This is a genomic window from Leifsonia sp. GW821-FHT13C09 (assembly GCF_058806435.1).
Genome location: NZ_JBXAPS010000006.1, coordinates 45,484 through 62,194, shown reverse-complemented (window position 1 = coordinate 62,194; position 16,711 = coordinate 45,484). Strand labels below are relative to the sequence as shown.

The following is a 16,711-nucleotide window of genomic DNA, read 5'->3' as shown; positions in this document are numbered from 1 at the left end:
CCAACGGGCCCTGCGTAGAACTATGAGGGAGGACGAGATGACCAGGATCATCCGGTGCGAATGCGGCTACATCGCCCGCGGCGAGACGGACGCCGAGGTCGTCGACGACATCAGCGCCCACCTGCGGTCCGACCATCCTGCCCTCTTCCAGGCAGTCGCGCGGGAGGACCTGCTCGGCTGGATCCAGTTGGAGTGAGCCGCAAGGAGGCCACCATGAGCTCCACCACCACCCGAGCCGCCACGCGCGACGTGCGCGAGGCTGCTCCCCTCGACCCCGTCCCCGTCGTTGGGCCGGACTGGCTCGAATCCCACCTCGCGGACCCCGGGGTCCGCGTCATCGAGGTGGACGTGAACGCCACCGCCTACGCGTCCGGTCACCTCCCCGGCGCCGTGCTCTGGAATCCGTACGCCGACCTCAAAGGCCCGGACTACCGGCCGGTCGGCGACGACGCGATCCGGGCGCTGTTCGAACGCTCGGGCATCACACCCGACACGACCGTCGTGTTCTACGGCTACGCGCCATCGCTCGGGTTCTGGCTGATGACGCTCTACGGGCACCCGGACGTGCGCATCCTCGACACCTCCCGCGCCGTCTGGCAGGAGGCCGGCCGGCCTTTCACGACCGAGACGCCCGAGGTGACGCCCTCCCGGTATCCGCTGCCCGCGCCGGACGACTCGATCCGGGCCACCGCCGCTGACGTGCGGGCGGCGATCGGACGCCCCGGCGCGACGATCGTGGACGCCCGCAGCGCCGCCGAGTACACCGGCGAGCGCTTCTGGCCGTCCGGGACCCCGGAGCCGGGCGGCCGCGCGGGTCGTGTCCCGTCGGCGGTGAACGTGGATGCCGCCGGCGTGTTCGACGAGCGCGGCCGGTTCCGCGACCGCGACACCCTGGCGGGCATGTTCGCCTCGGTCGCCCCGGACGCCGACGTCATCACCTACTGCACGATCGGCAACCGCGGGTCGGCGGAATGGTTCGTGCTGCGGTATATCCTCGGGCACGCGAACGCGCGCGTCTACGACGGGTCGTGGGCCGAGTGGGGGCACGAGGCGGACACGCCGATCGAGTGAGCGAGGGGCGCGGCTAACCGTCCTTCCGGATCCACCGGAACGACACCCGGCACGCGATCAGCCCCGCTACCAGCCAGATCAGCAGGACAACGGCGATCCAGCCGAGCTGCCAACTGCCGCTCGGCTCCTTCGCCTCGAACGCGGCGGGCAGGAACACGCTCCGCATCCCCTGGGCGATCCACTTCAGCGGGAACAGGCTGGCGATGTTCTGCAGCCAGGTCGGCAGCAGGTTGAAGGCCAGGTAGACGCCGGAGATGAACTGCAGCACCAGCACGATCGGGATGATCACCGCCGTCGCGCTCTTGCCCGTGCGCGGCACCGCAGACAGCGCGATGCCCAGCACGGCCGATGTCACGATGCCGAGGGCGTAGATCCACGCGAAGCGCAACCAGGACTGCGGGTCGGTCGGCAGCGCTACCCCGAACAGCACCCGGGCGACGAACAGCAGCAGCGCGATCTGCAGGATGCTGGTCGCGATGACCTGGCCCATCTTGCCGAGGAAGTAGGAGACCACCGGCAGCGGGGTGCCGCCCAGTCTCTTCAGCGTCCCGTCGCTCTTCTCCATGGCGATGTCGACGGCGAGGTTCTGCACGCCGCTCAGCAGGATGCCGGCGGCGATCATCCCGGGCAGGTAATAGGCGGCCTGGCTGATGCCGCCGCTGCCGTCCGGGGCGGCGCCGACCTTGCCGAGGCCCTGGAACGCGACGGAGAAGATCCCGAGCATGACCACCGGGAAGAGGAACGTGAAGAAGATGGTGTCCGCCTGGCGGAAGTACACGAGCACCTCGTAGCGGATGCGGGCCCAGCCCAGCGCGACCGACGTCATGCGGCCACCTCCTCGCCGGAGGCGCGGCGCCCGGCGGCACCCTCCGTCGCTCCCGCGCGCTCGTCGGCCTCGCGGACCAGGCCGAGGTAGATGTCCTCCAGGCTGGGCCGGATGACCTCCAGGTCGCGCGGCTCCCCTCCGGCCTCGGCGGCGAGCCGGGCGACCAGGGCGGCCGGCTCGTGGGTGCGCTCCTCGTGCGGCGCGCCGGCGGCGTCCCGCCAGCGGACAATGGGGACGCGCGCCGCCGAACCGCCGATCGCGTCCACCGCCCCGATGTCGAGCAGCGCGCCGTGCGCGATCACCGCGGCCCGGTCGCTCAGCTGCGCGGCCTCGTCCAGGTAGTGGGTGGTGAGCAGGATGGTGGTGCCCTCGCGTTTGAGCGTGCGGACCAGCTCCCAGAACTGCCGCCGCGCCTCCGGGTCGAACCCGGTCGTCGGCTCGTCCAGGAAGAGGAGTTCCGGCCGGCCGATCACGCCGAGCGCGACGTCGAGGCGCCGGCGCTGACCGCCGGACAGGTTCCGGATGCGGACCTTCGCCTTCTCCTCCAGGCCGACGGCGGCGATGACCTCCTCGACGTCGCGGCTGCGCGGGTAGTACCGCGCGAACTGGGTGAGCTGCTCGCGCACGGTCACGTTCGCGGCTTCGGCCCCCGACTGCAGCACGATCCCGAGCCGCGCCTTCCACGCGGTACCCGCCTTGCCGGGATCGACGCCCAGCACTCTCGCCTCGCCGCCGGAGCGGTCGCGATACCCCTCCAGGATCTCGATGGTCGTGCTCTTCCCTGCGCCGTTCGGCCCGAGCAGCGCGAAGGTCTCCCCGTCGGCGATCTCGAAGTCGACACCGCGCAGGGCTTCGAACGACCCGTACGACTTGCGGAGGTCGCGCACGACCACGGCGGGAGGACGTGAGCTCATGCGGCAATCATGCCGCGCGCGGGGTGGGGCGCGCATCATCGGGCGACGCCGACGAATCCCGGGCGGAGGCATCGACTTTCTGCGTGAATCGGATCACACTTGCGCTTAACGCGTACACCTCAGGGAGGTTGCCGCAGTGGGTTCACTCATCTACGACTCGACGGTCATCGAGTTCGACGACCGCCTGCTCCTGCACCTCCAGATCGTCATTGTGAACAAGCTGCGGCGGCGCGAGAGCTTCGCGATGTCGTGGCGGGACTCCCCGGACATCGGCGACGGCAGGTCGACCATCTGGCTCGACCCGTCCATCCCGCTCTACTTCAAGTTCTCCGGATCGCGGACGCCGTCGATCAACCGCGACTGGCTGGAGGCTCTCGCCGAGTCGGCCGCCAGCGCGACCGGCCTCGTGGTCACGGGCGAAGACGGCCAGTCCGAGGTGTCCGGACGCGGTGTGGGCTCGCCGCCCGCGGTCCAGCACATGATGGACGGCGCACTCCGCGGCTGACCTCCCCGGCATCGGCGGCTGCGTGGCATCCGCGGCCGCGGTGCCGGAGGCTCAGGCGGCGGGGACGAGTGTTCGGGACCTCGTCCCCGCCTTGGCCTGGGCGGGACGCGCCCGTCCGCGCTACTCGCGCAGCGCCAGGCCGTGCCCCGGCCGACGGTCCGGCGTGAGCGCGCCGTCCACGAACGGCAGCGTGCCGGTGAACACCATCGGCTCCAGGCGGGCGTGGTCGTGGAAGTACTCCAGGTGTCGGAAGTTCCGCGTCGCGCAGCCCGCGTGCGCGGCGAGCTGCGGCGCGCAGTGCGCCGACACCTGCACGCCGTGGGCGGCGGCCAGCCCGCTGAGCTGCAGCCAGCCGGTGTAGCCGCCGCAGCGGGTGACATCGAGCTGGAGGCAGTCCACCGACCCGATCAGGCCGGCGGCGTCGGACGGGCGGTACACGTACTCCCCCGCCGCGATGTCGGCGAACGACCCGGCGCGCACCGCGGCGAGCTGGTCGGGGTAGTCGGAGCTCACCGGCTCCTCGAACCAGGTCACGTCGAATTCGCGCATCGCACGCTCGACGCGCAGCGCCTGGCCGACGCCGTACGCGCCGTTGGCGTCCACGAACAGGCCGACATCGGGTCCGATGGCGCGGCGCGCGACCTCGACGCGGTGCAGGTCGCGGTCGACGCGGGTGCCCCAGGACTCGCCGATCTTCAGCTTCACCCAGCGACACCCGTCGCGCGCCCAGCCGGCCAGCTGGTCGTGCAGCCGCTCGTCGTCGTAGGTCGTGAAGCCGCCGCTGCCGTACACCGCCGCGGAGGCGCGGACCCGGCCGAGGAGGTCGGCCAGCGGCATCCCGAGCGCGCGGGCCCGCGCGTCCCAGAGCGCGACGTCGACGGCCGACATCGCGCAGGCGCCGATCCCCGGCCGGCCCGGGTTGCGGAGCGCGTGCTCCAGGTCGGCGACGATCGCGCCGAGGTCGGTGAGCGACCTCCCGCGCAGCACCGGCGCGAGCTCGTCGTCGACCACGGTCGCGGCAGCAGCCGAGCTGTACGTGTAGCCGAGTCCGGTCACGTCGCCCGCGCGCAGCAGCACCACGGTGAGCGTGGTCTGCTCCCAGGTGGCCGTCCCATCAGCCTCCGGCGCGTCGGTGGGGATGCGGAAGACGCGCGTCTCGACCGCGTCGATCTGCGGGAGGATGCCATCCAGCCGCCCGCTCATGAGCGCTGCCTCACCCGGTCGGAGGCCAGCGCGCGTTCGACCGCCGCGGCCGGGATGCGCTCGGCAGCGCGGCCGGGGCGGTCGACCCGCACCGGGACGCCGCGGCGGGCGCCGAGCTGGAGGGCGAGCACCTCGGCGAGGTGCAGCGGTCGCTGACCCGGGGAGAGCGTGTCCCCGAGCTGCTCCACCTGCGTCCGGCAGCTGAAGCCGTCCGCGATCACGCGCGCGTCGGCGCCCGCCTCGCGGAGGGCCGGCAGCAGCGCGTGCTCCGCCGCGGCCGCCGACACGTCCAGGTGGCCCGCTTCGAAGCCGAAGTTGCCCGCGAGACCGCAGCAGCCCTCCACGGTGGTGGTCTCGATGCCTGCGGCGTCGAGGATGGCCTGATCCGCGCCGAAGCCGCCGACCGCGTGCTGGTGGCAGTGCGGCTGCACGACCGCGCTGCCGCCGACGTGCGGAGGCGACCACTCGGGGGTCCCCTGCAGGAGCTCCGCGAACGACGTCGCCCGCTCCGCGACCACGGCCACGTTGGCGTCGTCGGGGAGCAGCTCCGGCGCGTCGGAGCGGAAGACCGCGAGACAGCTCGGCTCCAGCCCCACCAGCGGCACATCGTCGCCCAGCGCCTCGGCGAGCGCCGCCGCCGTGTGCGCGAGCATCCTCCCCGCCGTCGCGAGCTGGCCGGTCGAGATCCAGGTCAGCCCGCAGCACAGGTGTCCGGGCGGCAGCACGACGCGATAGCCGGCGTCCTCCAGCACGGTGACCGCCGCGCGCCCGATGGACGGGTGGAAGTTGTCGGTGAAGGTGTCCGGCCAGATCATCACGTCGCCGAGCGGCGCGGGAGGCCCGGGCGGCCGGGCGGCGAACCAGTCGGTGAACCGCTGCGGTGCGAACCGCGGAACGGGTCGGTCGGGCTCCACGCCGCCGACGCGCTTCGCGACGCGCGCGACGCCGGGCAGGCGGGCGAGCCGGTTCACGAGGGCGGGGGCGACGCTCGCCATCTGCGCCCAGAGCGGCAGCCAGCCCATCGTGTAGTGCGCGGCCGGGCGCAGCCTCCCGGCGTAGTGGTGCGACAGGAACTCGGCCTTGTAGGTCGCCATGTCGACGTTCACCGGGCAGTCCGTCTTGCAGCCCTTGCATGACAGGCACAGGTCCAGCGCGTCCCCCACCTCGGTGGAGCGCCAGCCGTCGGTGATCGGGCTCTCCCGGTACTGCCCTTCCAGCATCTCGAAGAGCAGCCGCGACCGCCCGCGGGTGGAGTGCTCCTCCTCGTTCGTGGCGCGGAAGGACGGGCACATGACATTGCCGCTGTGGCTGCGGCAGTTGCCGACCCCCACGCACCGCAGCGCCGCGCGCTCGAACTGCCCGCGGTCCTGCGGGTACGAGAAGTGCAGCTCCACGTCCACCTTCGGGCCGTAGCCGACCCCGAGCCGGAGGTTGTCGGTGGGCTGGTAGGGGTGCACGACCTTGCCGGGGTTCATCCGGTCGTGCGGGTCGAACAGCGCCTTGAACCGCTCGAAGAGGCGGACGACCTCCTCGCCGAACATGATCGGCAGCAACGCGCCGCGCGACTGCCCGTCGCCGTGCTCGCCGGAGAGCGAGCCGCCGTATTGTGCGACCAGCTCGGCGGCGCGGCCGATGAACGCGCGGTAGAGCGCGATGCCCTCCTCCGTCGTCAGGTCGAACGGGATGCGGCAGTGCACGCAGCCCTGGCCGAAGTGACCGTAGCGCGAGACGTTCTCGTAGCCGAACTCGTGGAGCAGCCGGCCGAAGTCGCGCAGGTAGTCGCCCAGGCGCTCCGGCGGGACGGCGGCGTCCTCCCAGCCCTCCCAGGTGTCGGGCCGGTCGGGGATCCACGCGGTCGCGCCGAGGCCGGCCTCGCGGACCTCCAGGATCTCTTTCTGGTGCTCGGCGTCGTCGAACTCGCGGTCGGTCGGCACGATCTCGCGCTGCTTCAGCGCGGCGACCATCCGCTGCGCCTTCGCGTCGGACTCGTCCTTGGTGTCGCCGCCGAACTCGCAGACCAGCCAGCCCTTCCCGTCGGGCAGCAGGTGGAGCGCCTCCACGTTCTGGCGCTTGGTCTTCTGGTCCTCCACCAGGACCTCGTCGATCCCCTCGATCGTCAGCGGGTCGTGCTCGGCGATCGTGGGCGCGGCGTCGGCGGCGTCCTCGATGCTCGGGAAGCCGAGCACGAGGAACGTGCGGGTCGGCGGCACGGGCACCAGGTCGAGCTCGGCGCGCAGCACCGTGACCAGGGTGGACTCCGAGCCGACCAGCGCCTTGCCCACGTCGAAGCCCGCCTCCGGCAGCAGCGAGTCGAGGTTGTAGCCGGAGACCCGGCGCGGGATGCGCGGGTAGCGCTCCCGGATCAGGTCGCCGTCCCCCTCGGCGAGGTCGCGCATCGCCGCGTAGAGCTCGGCGACCCGGCCGCCGGCCCGCTGGATGCGCTCGAACTCCGCCGTGGAGGTCGGCCCCGCCCAGAACCGGTCGCCCTCGTAGGTCAGCACCTCCAGCCGGCGCACGTTGTCGACGGTCTTGCCGTAGGCCTGGGCGCTGGACCCGCAGGAGTTGTTGCCGATCATCCCGCCGAGCGTGCAGTGCGAGTGCGTCGCCGGTTTCGGGCCGAACTGGAGGCCGTGCGGGGCGAGCACCGCGTTGAGGTCGTCGAGCACGATGCCGGGCTCGACGACGGCCACGCGCGCGTCCGGGTCGACGGAGATCACCCGGTTGCAGTACTTGCTCCAGTCGATGACGACGCCGTGGTTGGTGCACTCGCCGGCGAGGCTCGTGCCGCCGCCGCGGCTGAAGACCGGTGCGGAGAACTCACGGCAGACCTCGATCGCCGCCACGGCGGCCTCCACCGTGTACGGGATGACCACGCCGATCGGCACCTGGCGGTAGTTGGAGGCGTCGGTCGCGTAGGCGGCGCGGCTGCCGTCGTCGAAGCGCACCTCGCCGTCCACGCGGTCTTCGAGCACACCGGCCAGCGTGCGGACGTCCACCCCGCCGGAGGTGATGACGCTCGACATCACTCGTCGATCTGGTCGAGGAGCTTCTTGGAGGACCGCGCAATGTCGTCGTGGTCGTTCTGGGCGGCCCGGCTCTCCAGCGAGATGACCGCGCAGCGGTGGACCTTGGCGAAGTCGCCGTAGGGGAAGCTGTAGCGGCCCTTCGTCTCCTCGCTCTTCTCGGCGTCCTCGCCGAGGTGCCAGAGCGCGTACTGCTCCCAGCCGTGCTTCTCGATGAACGCGTTCTCCTCGTCCGCGCTGGGCGCGTGCTCGCTCCAGTCGTCACGCTCGTCGCGGACCACCGTGCCCTTCTCGACGAGCGAACGGGCGTGGTCGAGCGCCTTGCGGTTGAGCTTGACGGTCATTTTCGTGCCTCCTTGTCGTCCCGACGCCTCTTATCGGATGGAATGCCCTGGGCCCGCCGAGCGCAAGGGGTTGAACCGATTCGGAGGCGGCGGAGCATCGGAATGGGATCATCCCGCCGAGCGAGAGGAGCACGCGTGAGCCGCATCGAGACGCTGGAGGGCGCCGTCGTCGTCGTGACGGGCGCCAGTGGAGGGGTCGGCCGCGCCGCCGCCGTCGAGTTCGGGCGGCACGGCGCGAGCGTCGCGCTGCTGGCCCGCGGCGAGGCAGGGCTGGAGGCCGCGGCCGCCGAGGTGCGCGACGCCGGCGGCCGGGCGATCACCGTGCCGGTCGACGTCGCCGACGCGGAGGCGGTGGAGGCTGCGGCCGAGCGCGTCGTGAGCGAGTGGGGCCGCATCGACGTCTGGGTGAACTGCGCGTTCTCGTCCGTGTTCGCGGAGATCGGCCGGATCACGCCGGAGGAGTTCCGCCGGACCACCGAGGTGACCTACCTCGGCTTCGTCTACGGCACGATGGCCGCGCTGCGCCGCATGCGCCCGGCCGGCGGAGGGACCATCGTGCAGATCGGCTCGGCGTTGGCGTACCGCGGCATCCCGCTGCAGTCGGCGTACTGCGGAGCGAAGCACGCGATCGTCGGGTTCACCGAGTCGGTGCGCACCGAGCTGATCCACGACCACAGCGCTGTCGCGATCACGATGGTGCACCTGCCCGCGATGAACACCCCGCAGTTCCGCTGGCTGCTGTCCCGGCTCCCGAAGCAGGCGCAGCCGGTGCCGCCGATCTTCCAGCCGGAGGTGGCGGCCCGCACGATCGTCCAGGCGGCCGTGCGGCCGCGGCGGGCGTACTGGGTGGGGGCTTCCACGGTGAAGGCCATCATCGGCAACCGGGTGATCCCCGGCCTGCTCGACCGCTACCTCGGCAAGACCGGATTCGACTCCCAGCAGACCGACGAGCCGCGGCCCGCCGACCAGCCCGCCAACCTGTGGGAGCCGGCCGACCGGGAGGTGGACCACGGCACGCACGGCCCGTTCGACGAGCGGGCGAAGCGGATGAGCGTGCAGGCGTGGGCGTCGCGGAACCGCCGCGCGCTCGGGGCCGCCGGCGCCGCCCTCGCAGGGGCGGCCCTCCTCACCGCGGGGAGCGCGGCCTCGCGCCGCCGGTGACGCATCCGTCCCGCCCAGACGTTGGTCAGGGAGCCCTCAGCACCCGCAAAGCGCGCCCCCATAGGTTGGCCTGACGAACCATGCTGATCGAAACAGGAGGTGCCGGATGCGCAAGTCGGTCGTCGCCCTCCTCGTGACGACCCTCCTCGTCGCCGGCGGGCTGTTCGCGGCCTCCCGGTTCGTGACGGCGACCGCGACCGTCGCCGCGCCGCCACCGCCGTGCGCCGACGCCACAGCGACCACGGTGGCCGGCCGGGCGGTGCCGAAGGGACCGGTCGCCGGATTCTGCGCACCCGAGCTCGCGATGGCCGCGACGATCCTCCAGGCCGCCCGCGATCAGGGCGTCGGACAGTACGGCGAGACCATCGGCGTCATGACCGCGATCGGCGAGTCCGGCCTCCGCAACCTCGACTACGGCGACGCGGCCGGCCCCGACAGCCGCGGCCTCTTCCAGCAGCGGGACAACGGGGCGTGGGGCACGCTCGCCGACCGGATGGACCCGTACACGGCGGCCACGCACTTCTTCCGCCAGCTGGTGCGCATTCCGGGCTGGCAGTCCATGACGCCCACCGAGGCGGCGCACGCGGTGCAGGTCAACGCCGACCCCGGCTACTACGAGCAGTACTGGGGCGAAGCGCAGACGATCGTCGCCGCGCTCGGCGGCTAGCGGATGTAGGAGGAGTCCGGGCCGGTCTCCCCGGAGCTCTCCAGCGGCGGGTCGCGCAGCTCGCTGAGCTCGGCGACGGCGCTCTCGATCGCGTCGAGCGCGAGACGGAGCGGCTCGACCCAGGCGGCGGGGGCACCGGGAGCGGCGGGAGCGGCGGCGGTCGCAGCTCTCGCGAGGCTCGCGCGGGCCCGGCGGATGGCATCCTCGGCGGTCTCCAGATTGTCCATGCCGCCATGGTCCCACCGCCGAAGGCCGTGCGGGCAGCCTGAGAGTCCTGACAGACGACGCGCCCGCCGCCCAGCCCGCGTTCACCTGCGCTTCGCGCCTCTCGCCTGGGATGCCGCCGCCGACACGCCCGAGAGCGCGGCACCGCCGTAACCCTGCATTCACGAACCGTTTGGTTGACCCCCCGAAGAGGGTCACAGCAGTGTCTTCTCTGTGACCCCGCTCTGAGGTCGCTCGCCTTCTCAGCTCCTCCACTCTCGGGAAAGGTCTCGTCCCATGCCTCGCAACACCCCCCGGCGCCAGAAATCCGGCCGGCGCCGCTTCGCCTCCCTCACGACGCGGCAGCGCGTCCTCGCGGTCACCGCGGCCACCTGCGCGCTCGTCGTCCTCGGCGGCGGCATCGCCACCGCCTCCACCATCGCCTTCGGGAACCAGCAGGTCGGCGTGAACTACGCCGGCGGCGAGCAGATCTCGTCCGACCAGGTGATCCAGCCGACCGGGACGCGCCTGATGACGCCGTTCGGCAAGCTCATGGGCTCGACCGTCAGCCCCGACGGCCGCTTCCTCGTCGGCACCAGCGCCGACCGCTCCGTCGACCTCCAGGTCTTCGACCTCAGCACGTACAAGCCCGTCGCGGCGGCGGGCACGCTCGCAGCGACCGCGTTCGCGACCGCAGCCTCCAACGCGGGTTACGGCTCGATGAACTACCTCAAGATCTCGGACGGCACCGTCGGCCAGGAGGGCCCGGTCTTCTCGCCCGACGGCAAGTTCCTGTTCGAGCCGGTCGCGACCGGGATCGTCCGCTACCCGTTCAACGCGGACGGCTCGCTCGGCGCCGGCACGAAGATCGCCATCCCGAACTCGGCCGCGGGCCAGGAGGCGCTGACCGCCGGGATGACCTTCTCCCCCGACGGCTCCACCCTCTACGCGGCGGTCAACGGCCAGAACACCGTCGTCGCGATCGACCCCACCGCCGGCACGATCAAGCAGACCCTCGCGGTCGGCATCGCGCCGCGGCAGCTGACGTTCGTCGGGAGCAAGCTCTACGTCTCCAACGAGGGCGGTCGTTACGCGCTCCCGGGTGAGACCACGATGGGCTCGTACGGCACGCCGGTCCCCGCGAACACCACCCTCGGAACGTCGACGACCGGCACGGTCAGCGTCATCGACACGGCGAACCCGTCGGCCGCGGTCGGCTCCATCCCGGTGGAGCTGCACCCGACAGCCATGCACGTCAGCGGGAACACGCTCTACGTCGTCAACACCAACAGCGACACCGTCTCGGTGATCGACACGCGCTCCGGCGCCGTCGTCCAGACGATCGCGACCCAGCCGTGGGCGTCGTCGAAGACCGGCTACCAGCCGACCGCCGTCACGCTGCAGGGCGACCACCTCCTGGTCTCCCTCGGCAACGCGAACGCGATCGCCGTCTACAAGGTCGACACGAAGGACCCACGCGACCCCGCCGCGCTCATCGGGCTCCTGCCGACCGACTACTACCCCGAGAACGTCGCGGCGGTGAACGGCTCGATCGTCGTCACGAACACGCGCGGGATCGACGCGCGCGGTCCGGGGATCACCGTCAACAAGGGTGCGGGCGTCCCCGTGGTGACCGGGCACGGCACGCACTCGACGACGGCTTCGCTCACGAAGTTCGCGCTTCCGAGCGACAAGGAGATCCAGAAGGCCACGGCTCAGGTGTTCGCGCAGAACGGCTGGACCGAGAACTCCCTCAAGCAGGCCGAGGGCGACCGGAGCGAGAACGCCGCGGCGGTCATCCCGAAGCGTCTGGGCGACCCGTCGGCGATCAAGCACGTGTTCCTGGTGGTCAAGGAGAACCGCGGCTACGACCAGCTCTACGGCGACATGAAGCAGGGCAACGGCGACCCCTCGCTGACCCAGTTCGGCCAGACGGTGACGCCGAACCAGCACGCCCTCGCTTCGCAGTTCGGCCTGTACGACAATACGTACGACATCGGGACGAACTCGGCCGAAGGCCACAACTGGCTGATGCAGGGCGACAACACCGCCTACACGCAGACCAGCGCTGGCGAGTACACCCGCTCGTACGACACGGAGGAGGACGTGCTGGGCCACCAGCGCAGCGGCTTCCTCTGGAACTCGGTGCAGTCCGCCGGGAAGAGCGCGAAGAACTACGGCGAGTTCGAGTACGGCGAGGGCAAGCCGGCCGGCGCGACCTGGCAGCAGTACTACTGCGCCGCCACGAGCACCATGGCCGGCGGCTCGCCCTCCCAGCTGTTCGACCCCTCCATCAAGTGGAACTCGAGCTCGGTCATCCCGTCGCTGAACGCGATCTCCGACCCGAACGCGGCGCCTTTCGACCTCGGCGTGCCCGACATCTACCGGTACGAGACCTGGAAGCAGGACTTCGAGAAGAACGGTCCGTCGAACTTCAACATGGTCTGGCTCTCCAGCGACCACACCGGTGGCACCGCCGACCCGAAGGCGATGGTCGCCGACAACGACCTCGCTCTCGGCAAGATCGTCGACGAGATCTCGCACTCGCAGTACTGGAAGGACTCCGCGATCTTCGTCGCGGAGGACGACAGCCAGGACTCCGCCGACCACGTCGACGGCCACCGGGCGCCCATCCAGGTCATCAGCCCGTATGCGGTGCACGGGAAGACGGTGAGCACCTACTATTCGCAGATCAGCATGGTCCGCACGATCGAGCAGATCCTCGGCGCGCAGCCGCTGAACCAGAAGATCGCTGCGGCGACGCCGATGGTGGACGCGTTCACGAAGAAGCCGGACCTGACCCCGTACACCGCGGTCGCCAACCAGGTCCCGCTGACCGAAGGCGTGGCGACCAAGCCCGCCTGCGGCTACGACACCCTCGGTCAGACGGGAGCCGCGGCCGACGCGGTGAACGCGCAGGCCGCGAAGGACGCCGCCGTGCCCGCCTCCGAGAAGTCGGTCGCCGCCGAGTGGCAGAAGTGGGCCGGAAAGCAGCACTTCACCGGAACGGCCGGACACCCGGCCATCCCGGACTACGACAACCCGCTGCTGATGAACCGCTACACCTGGTACCAGACCAAGCACTGGACGTCGCCCTACCCGGGTGACGCGAAGATCTACGGCCCGAACGACGTCCCTGGCATCGCCCCGGGGTCGACGAACCACGACGACCAGTAGCCGTCGCAGACGCGGACGCCCCCATCCTTCGCGGATGGGGGCGTTCGTGCGTTCAGGGGGTTCACGGGTTCTCGTACGTCCCATCCAGGCGCGCCCGCGCGATCACGTGGCCGTTCATCGCTCGCACGACATCGCCCAGCCCGAACGAGGCCGGGAGGTCGAGCCGGTGGTCCACGGCGAAGAGCTGGAAGACGTAGGTGTGCGGCCCGTGCGACGGCACCGGCATCGGCCCGTGCCAGCCGCGGGAGCCGAGCGACCCCCGGCCGTAGGCGATCCCGTCCGGTGCGCCTTTCCTCGCCAGCGCGCCTTCAGGGAGGCCGCCGAGCGCCGGGTCGATGCCGCGCGCGATGGTATGGACGGCGGGTTCGGCGCGCGGGGCGTCCGGGTCCTCCACGACGAGCACCAGCTCCTCGGCGGCGACGGGCGGCGCCGTCCACTCGAGCGCGGGAGACAGGTCCTGCCCGAGCAGCTTCCCGCGATACTGCGCCGGGATCGGCGCGCCGTCGGCGAAGGCGGGGCTGGTCAGCACGAACGACTCCGGGGCCTGCAGCCCCTCCCGGAGCCAGGCGACCTTGTCGTGCCCGGCACGCCGATCGCGCAGTGCCCGTCCGATGGGGTTCGGCATGTGAGCGGCCTTTCGACGGGAGGGTGGGATGGTCAGCCTAGAGCACGCCGCTCAGATCGACGCCCAGCTCCCGCGCGTGCTGTCCAACAGGAGGTCGCCGAGGCCGGCTGCGGCGAACGCGGCCGTGACGTCGTCGGCGCTCTCGGTGAAGTGCGCCCAGCCGTCGGTGTGCGCGGGGAGCACGCGCGGCCGGCCCAGGAGGGCCGCAGCCTCCGCCGCCTCCGCGCTCGTGAGCGTGAGGAAGCCGTCGACCAGCGGCGTCCGCGCCGCACCCGCGAACAGGACGGCGAGCTCGATCGCGGGGAAGCGCCGGGCGATCTCGGCGACGAGCTCGAGGGAGGCGTTGTCGCCGGAGATGTAGACCGTGGGCGAACCGTCCGCCTCCAGGACGAAACCGGTCACGGGACCGGTGGCGGCCTCCGTCCCCTCCGGGCCGTGCCGGGCGGGGACCGTGGTGACGGTCACCCCGCCGATCACGACGGACTCCCACGGTTCGAGCCCGCGGCACGAGGCGTCCAGCCGCCCGGCGGCGAGAGGCGTGGTCACGACGAGGGGCGCCGTCCTCAGATACGCGCGGCCGCCGTTGTCCAGGTTGTCCGGGTGCTGGTCGTGCGAGAGCAGGACCGCGTCGACAGGCCCGAGGTCGTCCGGTCGGAGGGGCGCGTCCGTGGTCTTGGTGAGCACCCGGGAGCCGATCGGGTACTCGCCCGCGCGATCGAAGGTCGGGTCGACGGCGAAGCGGGCGCCGCCGAACTCGACCAGGAGGCTGGGGCCGCCGAGGGAGAGGATGCGGGGGCGGCGGGAAGCCGGAACGTCGTGCGTGGAAGTGGTCACTTCCCCATCGTAGAAACCATCGGGGATGCCTCAGGTCCCGATCTCCCACAGTGCCGCGACGGGGAGGCCCCACAGCCTCTCCGAATATCGGTATCCGGTCTGACCGGTATTGAGGACGATCCCCGCGACGAACCGGTCACCAAGTCGGTCGCGTAGATAGCGGAGGCCGCCGAAGTGGTCCGTCTTGAACGTGCTTCCGGACTTCACCTCGATGGCCAGAACCCTGCCGTCGGCGAGTTCGACCACGATGTCGACTTCGACTCCGCTTTTGGTCCGATAGTGGAAGAGTTCGAACTCCTCGTCGGACCACGCCTGCTGCTTCAGCAGTTCGCCGACGACGAAGCCCTCCATCAGCCCGCCGAAGTGCTGCGCCCTTCCGTCGACGGGGGTGAGCTGCGCTTCGGTCACGCGCGACAAGCGCGCAGCCAGGCCGGAGTCGGTGATCGTCCCCTTCGAACGTCCCGTCTCGCGGGATGTGAGATTGGGCGTCCAGGGCGGGAGCAGGTCCACCAGGAACAGCATCTCCAGCGTGTCCAGGTACGAGGTGATCGACGTGGGCGGGATGGCGGCGTCCTGAGCGAAGCGCGCCTTGACCACTTCGCCGGACTGATTGGCCGCGATGAGGCGCAGAAGACTCTTCAACCGCATCGGGTCGGATATGTTGATCAGCTCACGCGCATCGCGACGCACGAGGCGGTCCACGTAGCCGTCCAGCCAGACACGGCGCAACCGAACGGTCTGATCGTAGGCGTTCGGATACCCGCCCGAAACGACCATCCGCGCATAGTCATCGCGGGTCACCTCCGATGTCTGGTTCGCCCGGAGAGCGCCGCCGAGAGCGGCCCGCACGAAATCCTCGCGCTCTCCGCGGAGCTCACCCTGCGAGAACGACCTCAGCGAGACCGATACCGCACGACCGGCGAGACTGTCCGTCGACCGCCGAGAGCGCAAGAGGTCGCTGGACCCGGTCAGGATGAAGCGACCAGGACGCCTGTTGCGATCGATCGACGCCTTGACGGCGAGCGTGAGTTCGGGGTGACGCTGGATCTCATCGATCACGAGCAGGCCGTCGCGATTCTGATCGACGAATCCCGCCGGATCCTCGATTGCCGCAGCCCGCGTCTGTTCGTCGTCGAGGGTGAGAACCAGTGCGTCCTTGCCGCGGGCGAGCTGGCCCGCCAACGTGCTCTTGCCGACCTGACGTGCCCCTTGGATGACGAGGGCAGGAAAAGCCCTGGCGATGGAGTCCGCGAAGGAGAAGACGTTTCGATCGATGAGGGCCACGCCACCAAGCTACCAATCGATCGTAGAAACGGCCACGCCATCATCGTAGAAATGGCCACTGGTCTGTCGTAGAAATGGCTTGTCGTTGATCGTAGGAATGGCCACTGATGGACCGTAGAAACGGTCGCCGCAGCGCTACAGTCCGTCCCGCACCCTCCCCCGCTCCCGCACCAGCCACACCACATCCCGCCCGAACGACTCCCCCAGCAGCGCCAGCGCCGCCGCCACCAGCACTGTGGTCACCCCCGGGAGCACCCCCGTGCAGGCCGCGGCGAGCGCCACCCCCGCGTACGCCGTCACCACCTTCCGCCAGTACCGGTACGGCAGCGGCGCCCGCAACCACGGCAGCAGCCGGCCCGCCACCGCGAACCCGTACCGCAGTCCCCCGATCGCGAGCACCCAGATCCCGAGCGCGGGCGCCACGTGGACGCTCAGCACCAGGAGCAGGAACGCGTCCACCTCCATGTCGAAGCGCGCGCCCAGCTCGCTCGTGCTGCCGGTGCGCCTGGCGACCCAGCCGTCGACCGCGTCGAGCGCCAGGGCCGGGATCACGAGGCCGACCAGCAGCGGGACGGGGACCGGCGAAGCGAACGACGCCACCACCAGTCCCGCGATCAGCCCGACCAGCGTCGAGCGCATCGAGGTGACGATGTTCGCGGGGCCGAAGCGCTCCGAGCGGCGGCGCTGGAGGCCCCGGACCAGCAGCACGTTCGACACCAGGAGGTAGGCGGCTGCAGCCGCCCAGCCCGACGCGGGCAGCGGTGTCATCCACCACTCCACCGCGAGCAGCCCGATCAGGAGGGCGACCGCCAGGCCCGCGCCGGCCCAGCCGACCGCTGCGAGTTGAACCCTTTTCACGTGAGCCTCGTGTCT

16 protein-coding genes are annotated in these 16,711 nt (G+C 71.1%); 6 read left to right on the top strand and 10 right to left on the bottom strand.

Going from position 1 to position 16,711, the window contains the following annotated elements; genetic code table 11:
• The first annotated feature begins 37 nt into the window (after nucleotides 1–37).
• Both AC1ROW_RS17660 and AC1ROW_RS17655 read left to right on the top strand, forming a co-directional pair.
• Entirely contained in the window at nucleotides 38–196 is a 159-nt protein-coding gene (locus tag AC1ROW_RS17660) for a DUF1059 domain-containing protein (RefSeq protein ID WP_493020238.1), read from the top strand.
• Between the two features lie 17 nt (nucleotides 197–213).
• Entirely contained in the window at nucleotides 214–1,071 is an 858-nt protein-coding gene (locus AC1ROW_RS17655) for a sulfurtransferase (protein WP_493020236.1), read from the top strand.
• A 13-nt stretch (nucleotides 1,072–1,084) separates the two neighbouring features.
• Here the strand turns inward: AC1ROW_RS17655 and AC1ROW_RS17650 are convergent, their stop codons facing one another.
• Nucleotides 1,085–1,897 (bottom strand): ABC transporter permease, encoded by an 813-nt coding sequence (locus tag AC1ROW_RS17650; protein ID WP_493020234.1) that lies wholly within the window; start codon nucleotides 1,895–1,897, stop codon nucleotides 1,085–1,087.
• The gene (locus AC1ROW_RS17645; protein ID WP_493020232.1) at nucleotides 1,894–2,811 is read right to left on the bottom strand and encodes an ABC transporter ATP-binding protein; all 918 of its coding nucleotides are present in this window, start codon (nucleotides 2,809–2,811) and stop codon (nucleotides 1,894–1,896) included. Before AC1ROW_RS17645 ends, AC1ROW_RS17650 begins: the two co-directional genes overlap by 4 nt.
• A gap of 136 nt (nucleotides 2,812–2,947) precedes the next feature.
• Here AC1ROW_RS17645 and AC1ROW_RS17640 point away from each other — a divergent pair, with 136 nt between their 5' ends.
• On the top strand, nucleotides 2,948–3,316 hold the full coding sequence (locus AC1ROW_RS17640) for a DUF7882 family protein (protein ID WP_493020230.1): 369 nt from the start codon (nucleotides 2,948–2,950) through the stop codon (nucleotides 3,314–3,316).
• A 120-nt stretch (nucleotides 3,317–3,436) separates the two neighbouring features.
• Here the strand turns inward: AC1ROW_RS17640 and AC1ROW_RS17635 are convergent, their stop codons facing one another.
• From AC1ROW_RS17635 to AC1ROW_RS17625, 3 genes are read right to left on the bottom strand one after another with little or no spacing between them, the layout of a single operon-like run.
• Nucleotides 3,437–4,519 carry an enolase C-terminal domain-like protein gene (locus AC1ROW_RS17635; protein ID WP_493020228.1) on the bottom strand — a complete coding sequence of 361 codons (1,083 nt, stop codon included), beginning with the start codon at nucleotides 4,517–4,519 and terminating at the stop codon, nucleotides 3,437–3,439.
• Nucleotides 4,516–7,542 (bottom strand): FAD-binding and (Fe-S)-binding domain-containing protein, encoded by a 3,027-nt coding sequence (locus AC1ROW_RS17630; protein ID WP_493020226.1) that lies wholly within the window; start codon nucleotides 7,540–7,542, stop codon nucleotides 4,516–4,518. The genes AC1ROW_RS17635 and AC1ROW_RS17630 overlap by 4 nt, the downstream gene beginning before the upstream one ends.
• Nucleotides 7,542–7,886 (bottom strand): hypothetical protein, encoded by a 345-nt coding sequence (locus tag AC1ROW_RS17625; protein ID WP_493020224.1) that lies wholly within the window; start codon nucleotides 7,884–7,886, stop codon nucleotides 7,542–7,544. Before AC1ROW_RS17625 ends, AC1ROW_RS17630 begins: the two co-directional genes overlap by 1 nt.
• A 135-nt stretch (nucleotides 7,887–8,021) precedes the next feature.
• On the opposite strand from AC1ROW_RS17625, the gene AC1ROW_RS17620 reads away from it, so the two are divergent.
• Nucleotides 8,022–9,047, top strand: coding sequence for an SDR family oxidoreductase (locus tag AC1ROW_RS17620; RefSeq protein WP_493020222.1), 1,026 nt, complete (start codon nucleotides 8,022–8,024; stop codon nucleotides 9,045–9,047).
• A 106-nt stretch (nucleotides 9,048–9,153) separates the two neighbouring features.
• A complete protein-coding gene (locus AC1ROW_RS17615) occupies nucleotides 9,154–9,714 on the top strand; it encodes a hypothetical protein (RefSeq protein ID WP_493020220.1) in 561 nt (186 codons plus the stop codon).
• Here AC1ROW_RS17615 and AC1ROW_RS17610 read toward each other — a convergent pair.
• The gene (locus AC1ROW_RS17610; RefSeq protein ID WP_493020218.1) at nucleotides 9,711–9,941 is read right to left on the bottom strand and encodes a hypothetical protein; all 231 of its coding nucleotides are present in this window, start codon (nucleotides 9,939–9,941) and stop codon (nucleotides 9,711–9,713) included. The two genes, AC1ROW_RS17615 and AC1ROW_RS17610, sit on opposite strands and share 4 nt — an antisense overlap.
• A 274-nt stretch (nucleotides 9,942–10,215) precedes the next feature.
• On the opposite strand from AC1ROW_RS17610, the gene AC1ROW_RS17605 reads away from it, so the two are divergent.
• Nucleotides 10,216–13,095: a bifunctional YncE family protein/alkaline phosphatase family protein gene (locus AC1ROW_RS17605; protein WP_493020216.1), complete on the top strand. Its 2,880-nt coding sequence runs from the start codon at nucleotides 10,216–10,218 to the stop codon at nucleotides 13,093–13,095.
• Between the two features lie 61 nt (nucleotides 13,096–13,156).
• Here the strand turns inward: AC1ROW_RS17605 and AC1ROW_RS17600 are convergent, their stop codons facing one another.
• From AC1ROW_RS17600 to AC1ROW_RS17585, 4 genes are all read right to left on the bottom strand, one after another.
• Nucleotides 13,157–13,720, bottom strand: a complete 564-nt coding sequence (locus AC1ROW_RS17600; protein ID WP_493020214.1) for a YbhB/YbcL family Raf kinase inhibitor-like protein — start codon at nucleotides 13,718–13,720, stop codon at nucleotides 13,157–13,159.
• A gap of 51 nt (nucleotides 13,721–13,771) precedes the next feature.
• Nucleotides 13,772–14,554, bottom strand: a complete 783-nt coding sequence (locus AC1ROW_RS17595; protein WP_493020212.1) for an MBL fold metallo-hydrolase — start codon at nucleotides 14,552–14,554, stop codon at nucleotides 13,772–13,774.
• 30 nt (nucleotides 14,555–14,584) lie between these two features.
• Nucleotides 14,585–15,838, bottom strand: coding sequence for an ATP-binding protein (locus tag AC1ROW_RS17590; protein WP_493020210.1), 1,254 nt, complete (start codon nucleotides 15,836–15,838; stop codon nucleotides 14,585–14,587).
• 135 nt (nucleotides 15,839–15,973) lie between these two features.
• The gene (locus tag AC1ROW_RS17585) at nucleotides 15,974–16,696 is read right to left on the bottom strand and encodes a CDP-alcohol phosphatidyltransferase family protein (protein WP_493020208.1); all 723 of its coding nucleotides are present in this window, start codon (nucleotides 16,694–16,696) and stop codon (nucleotides 15,974–15,976) included.
• Between the last annotated feature and the right edge of the window lie 15 nt (nucleotides 16,697–16,711).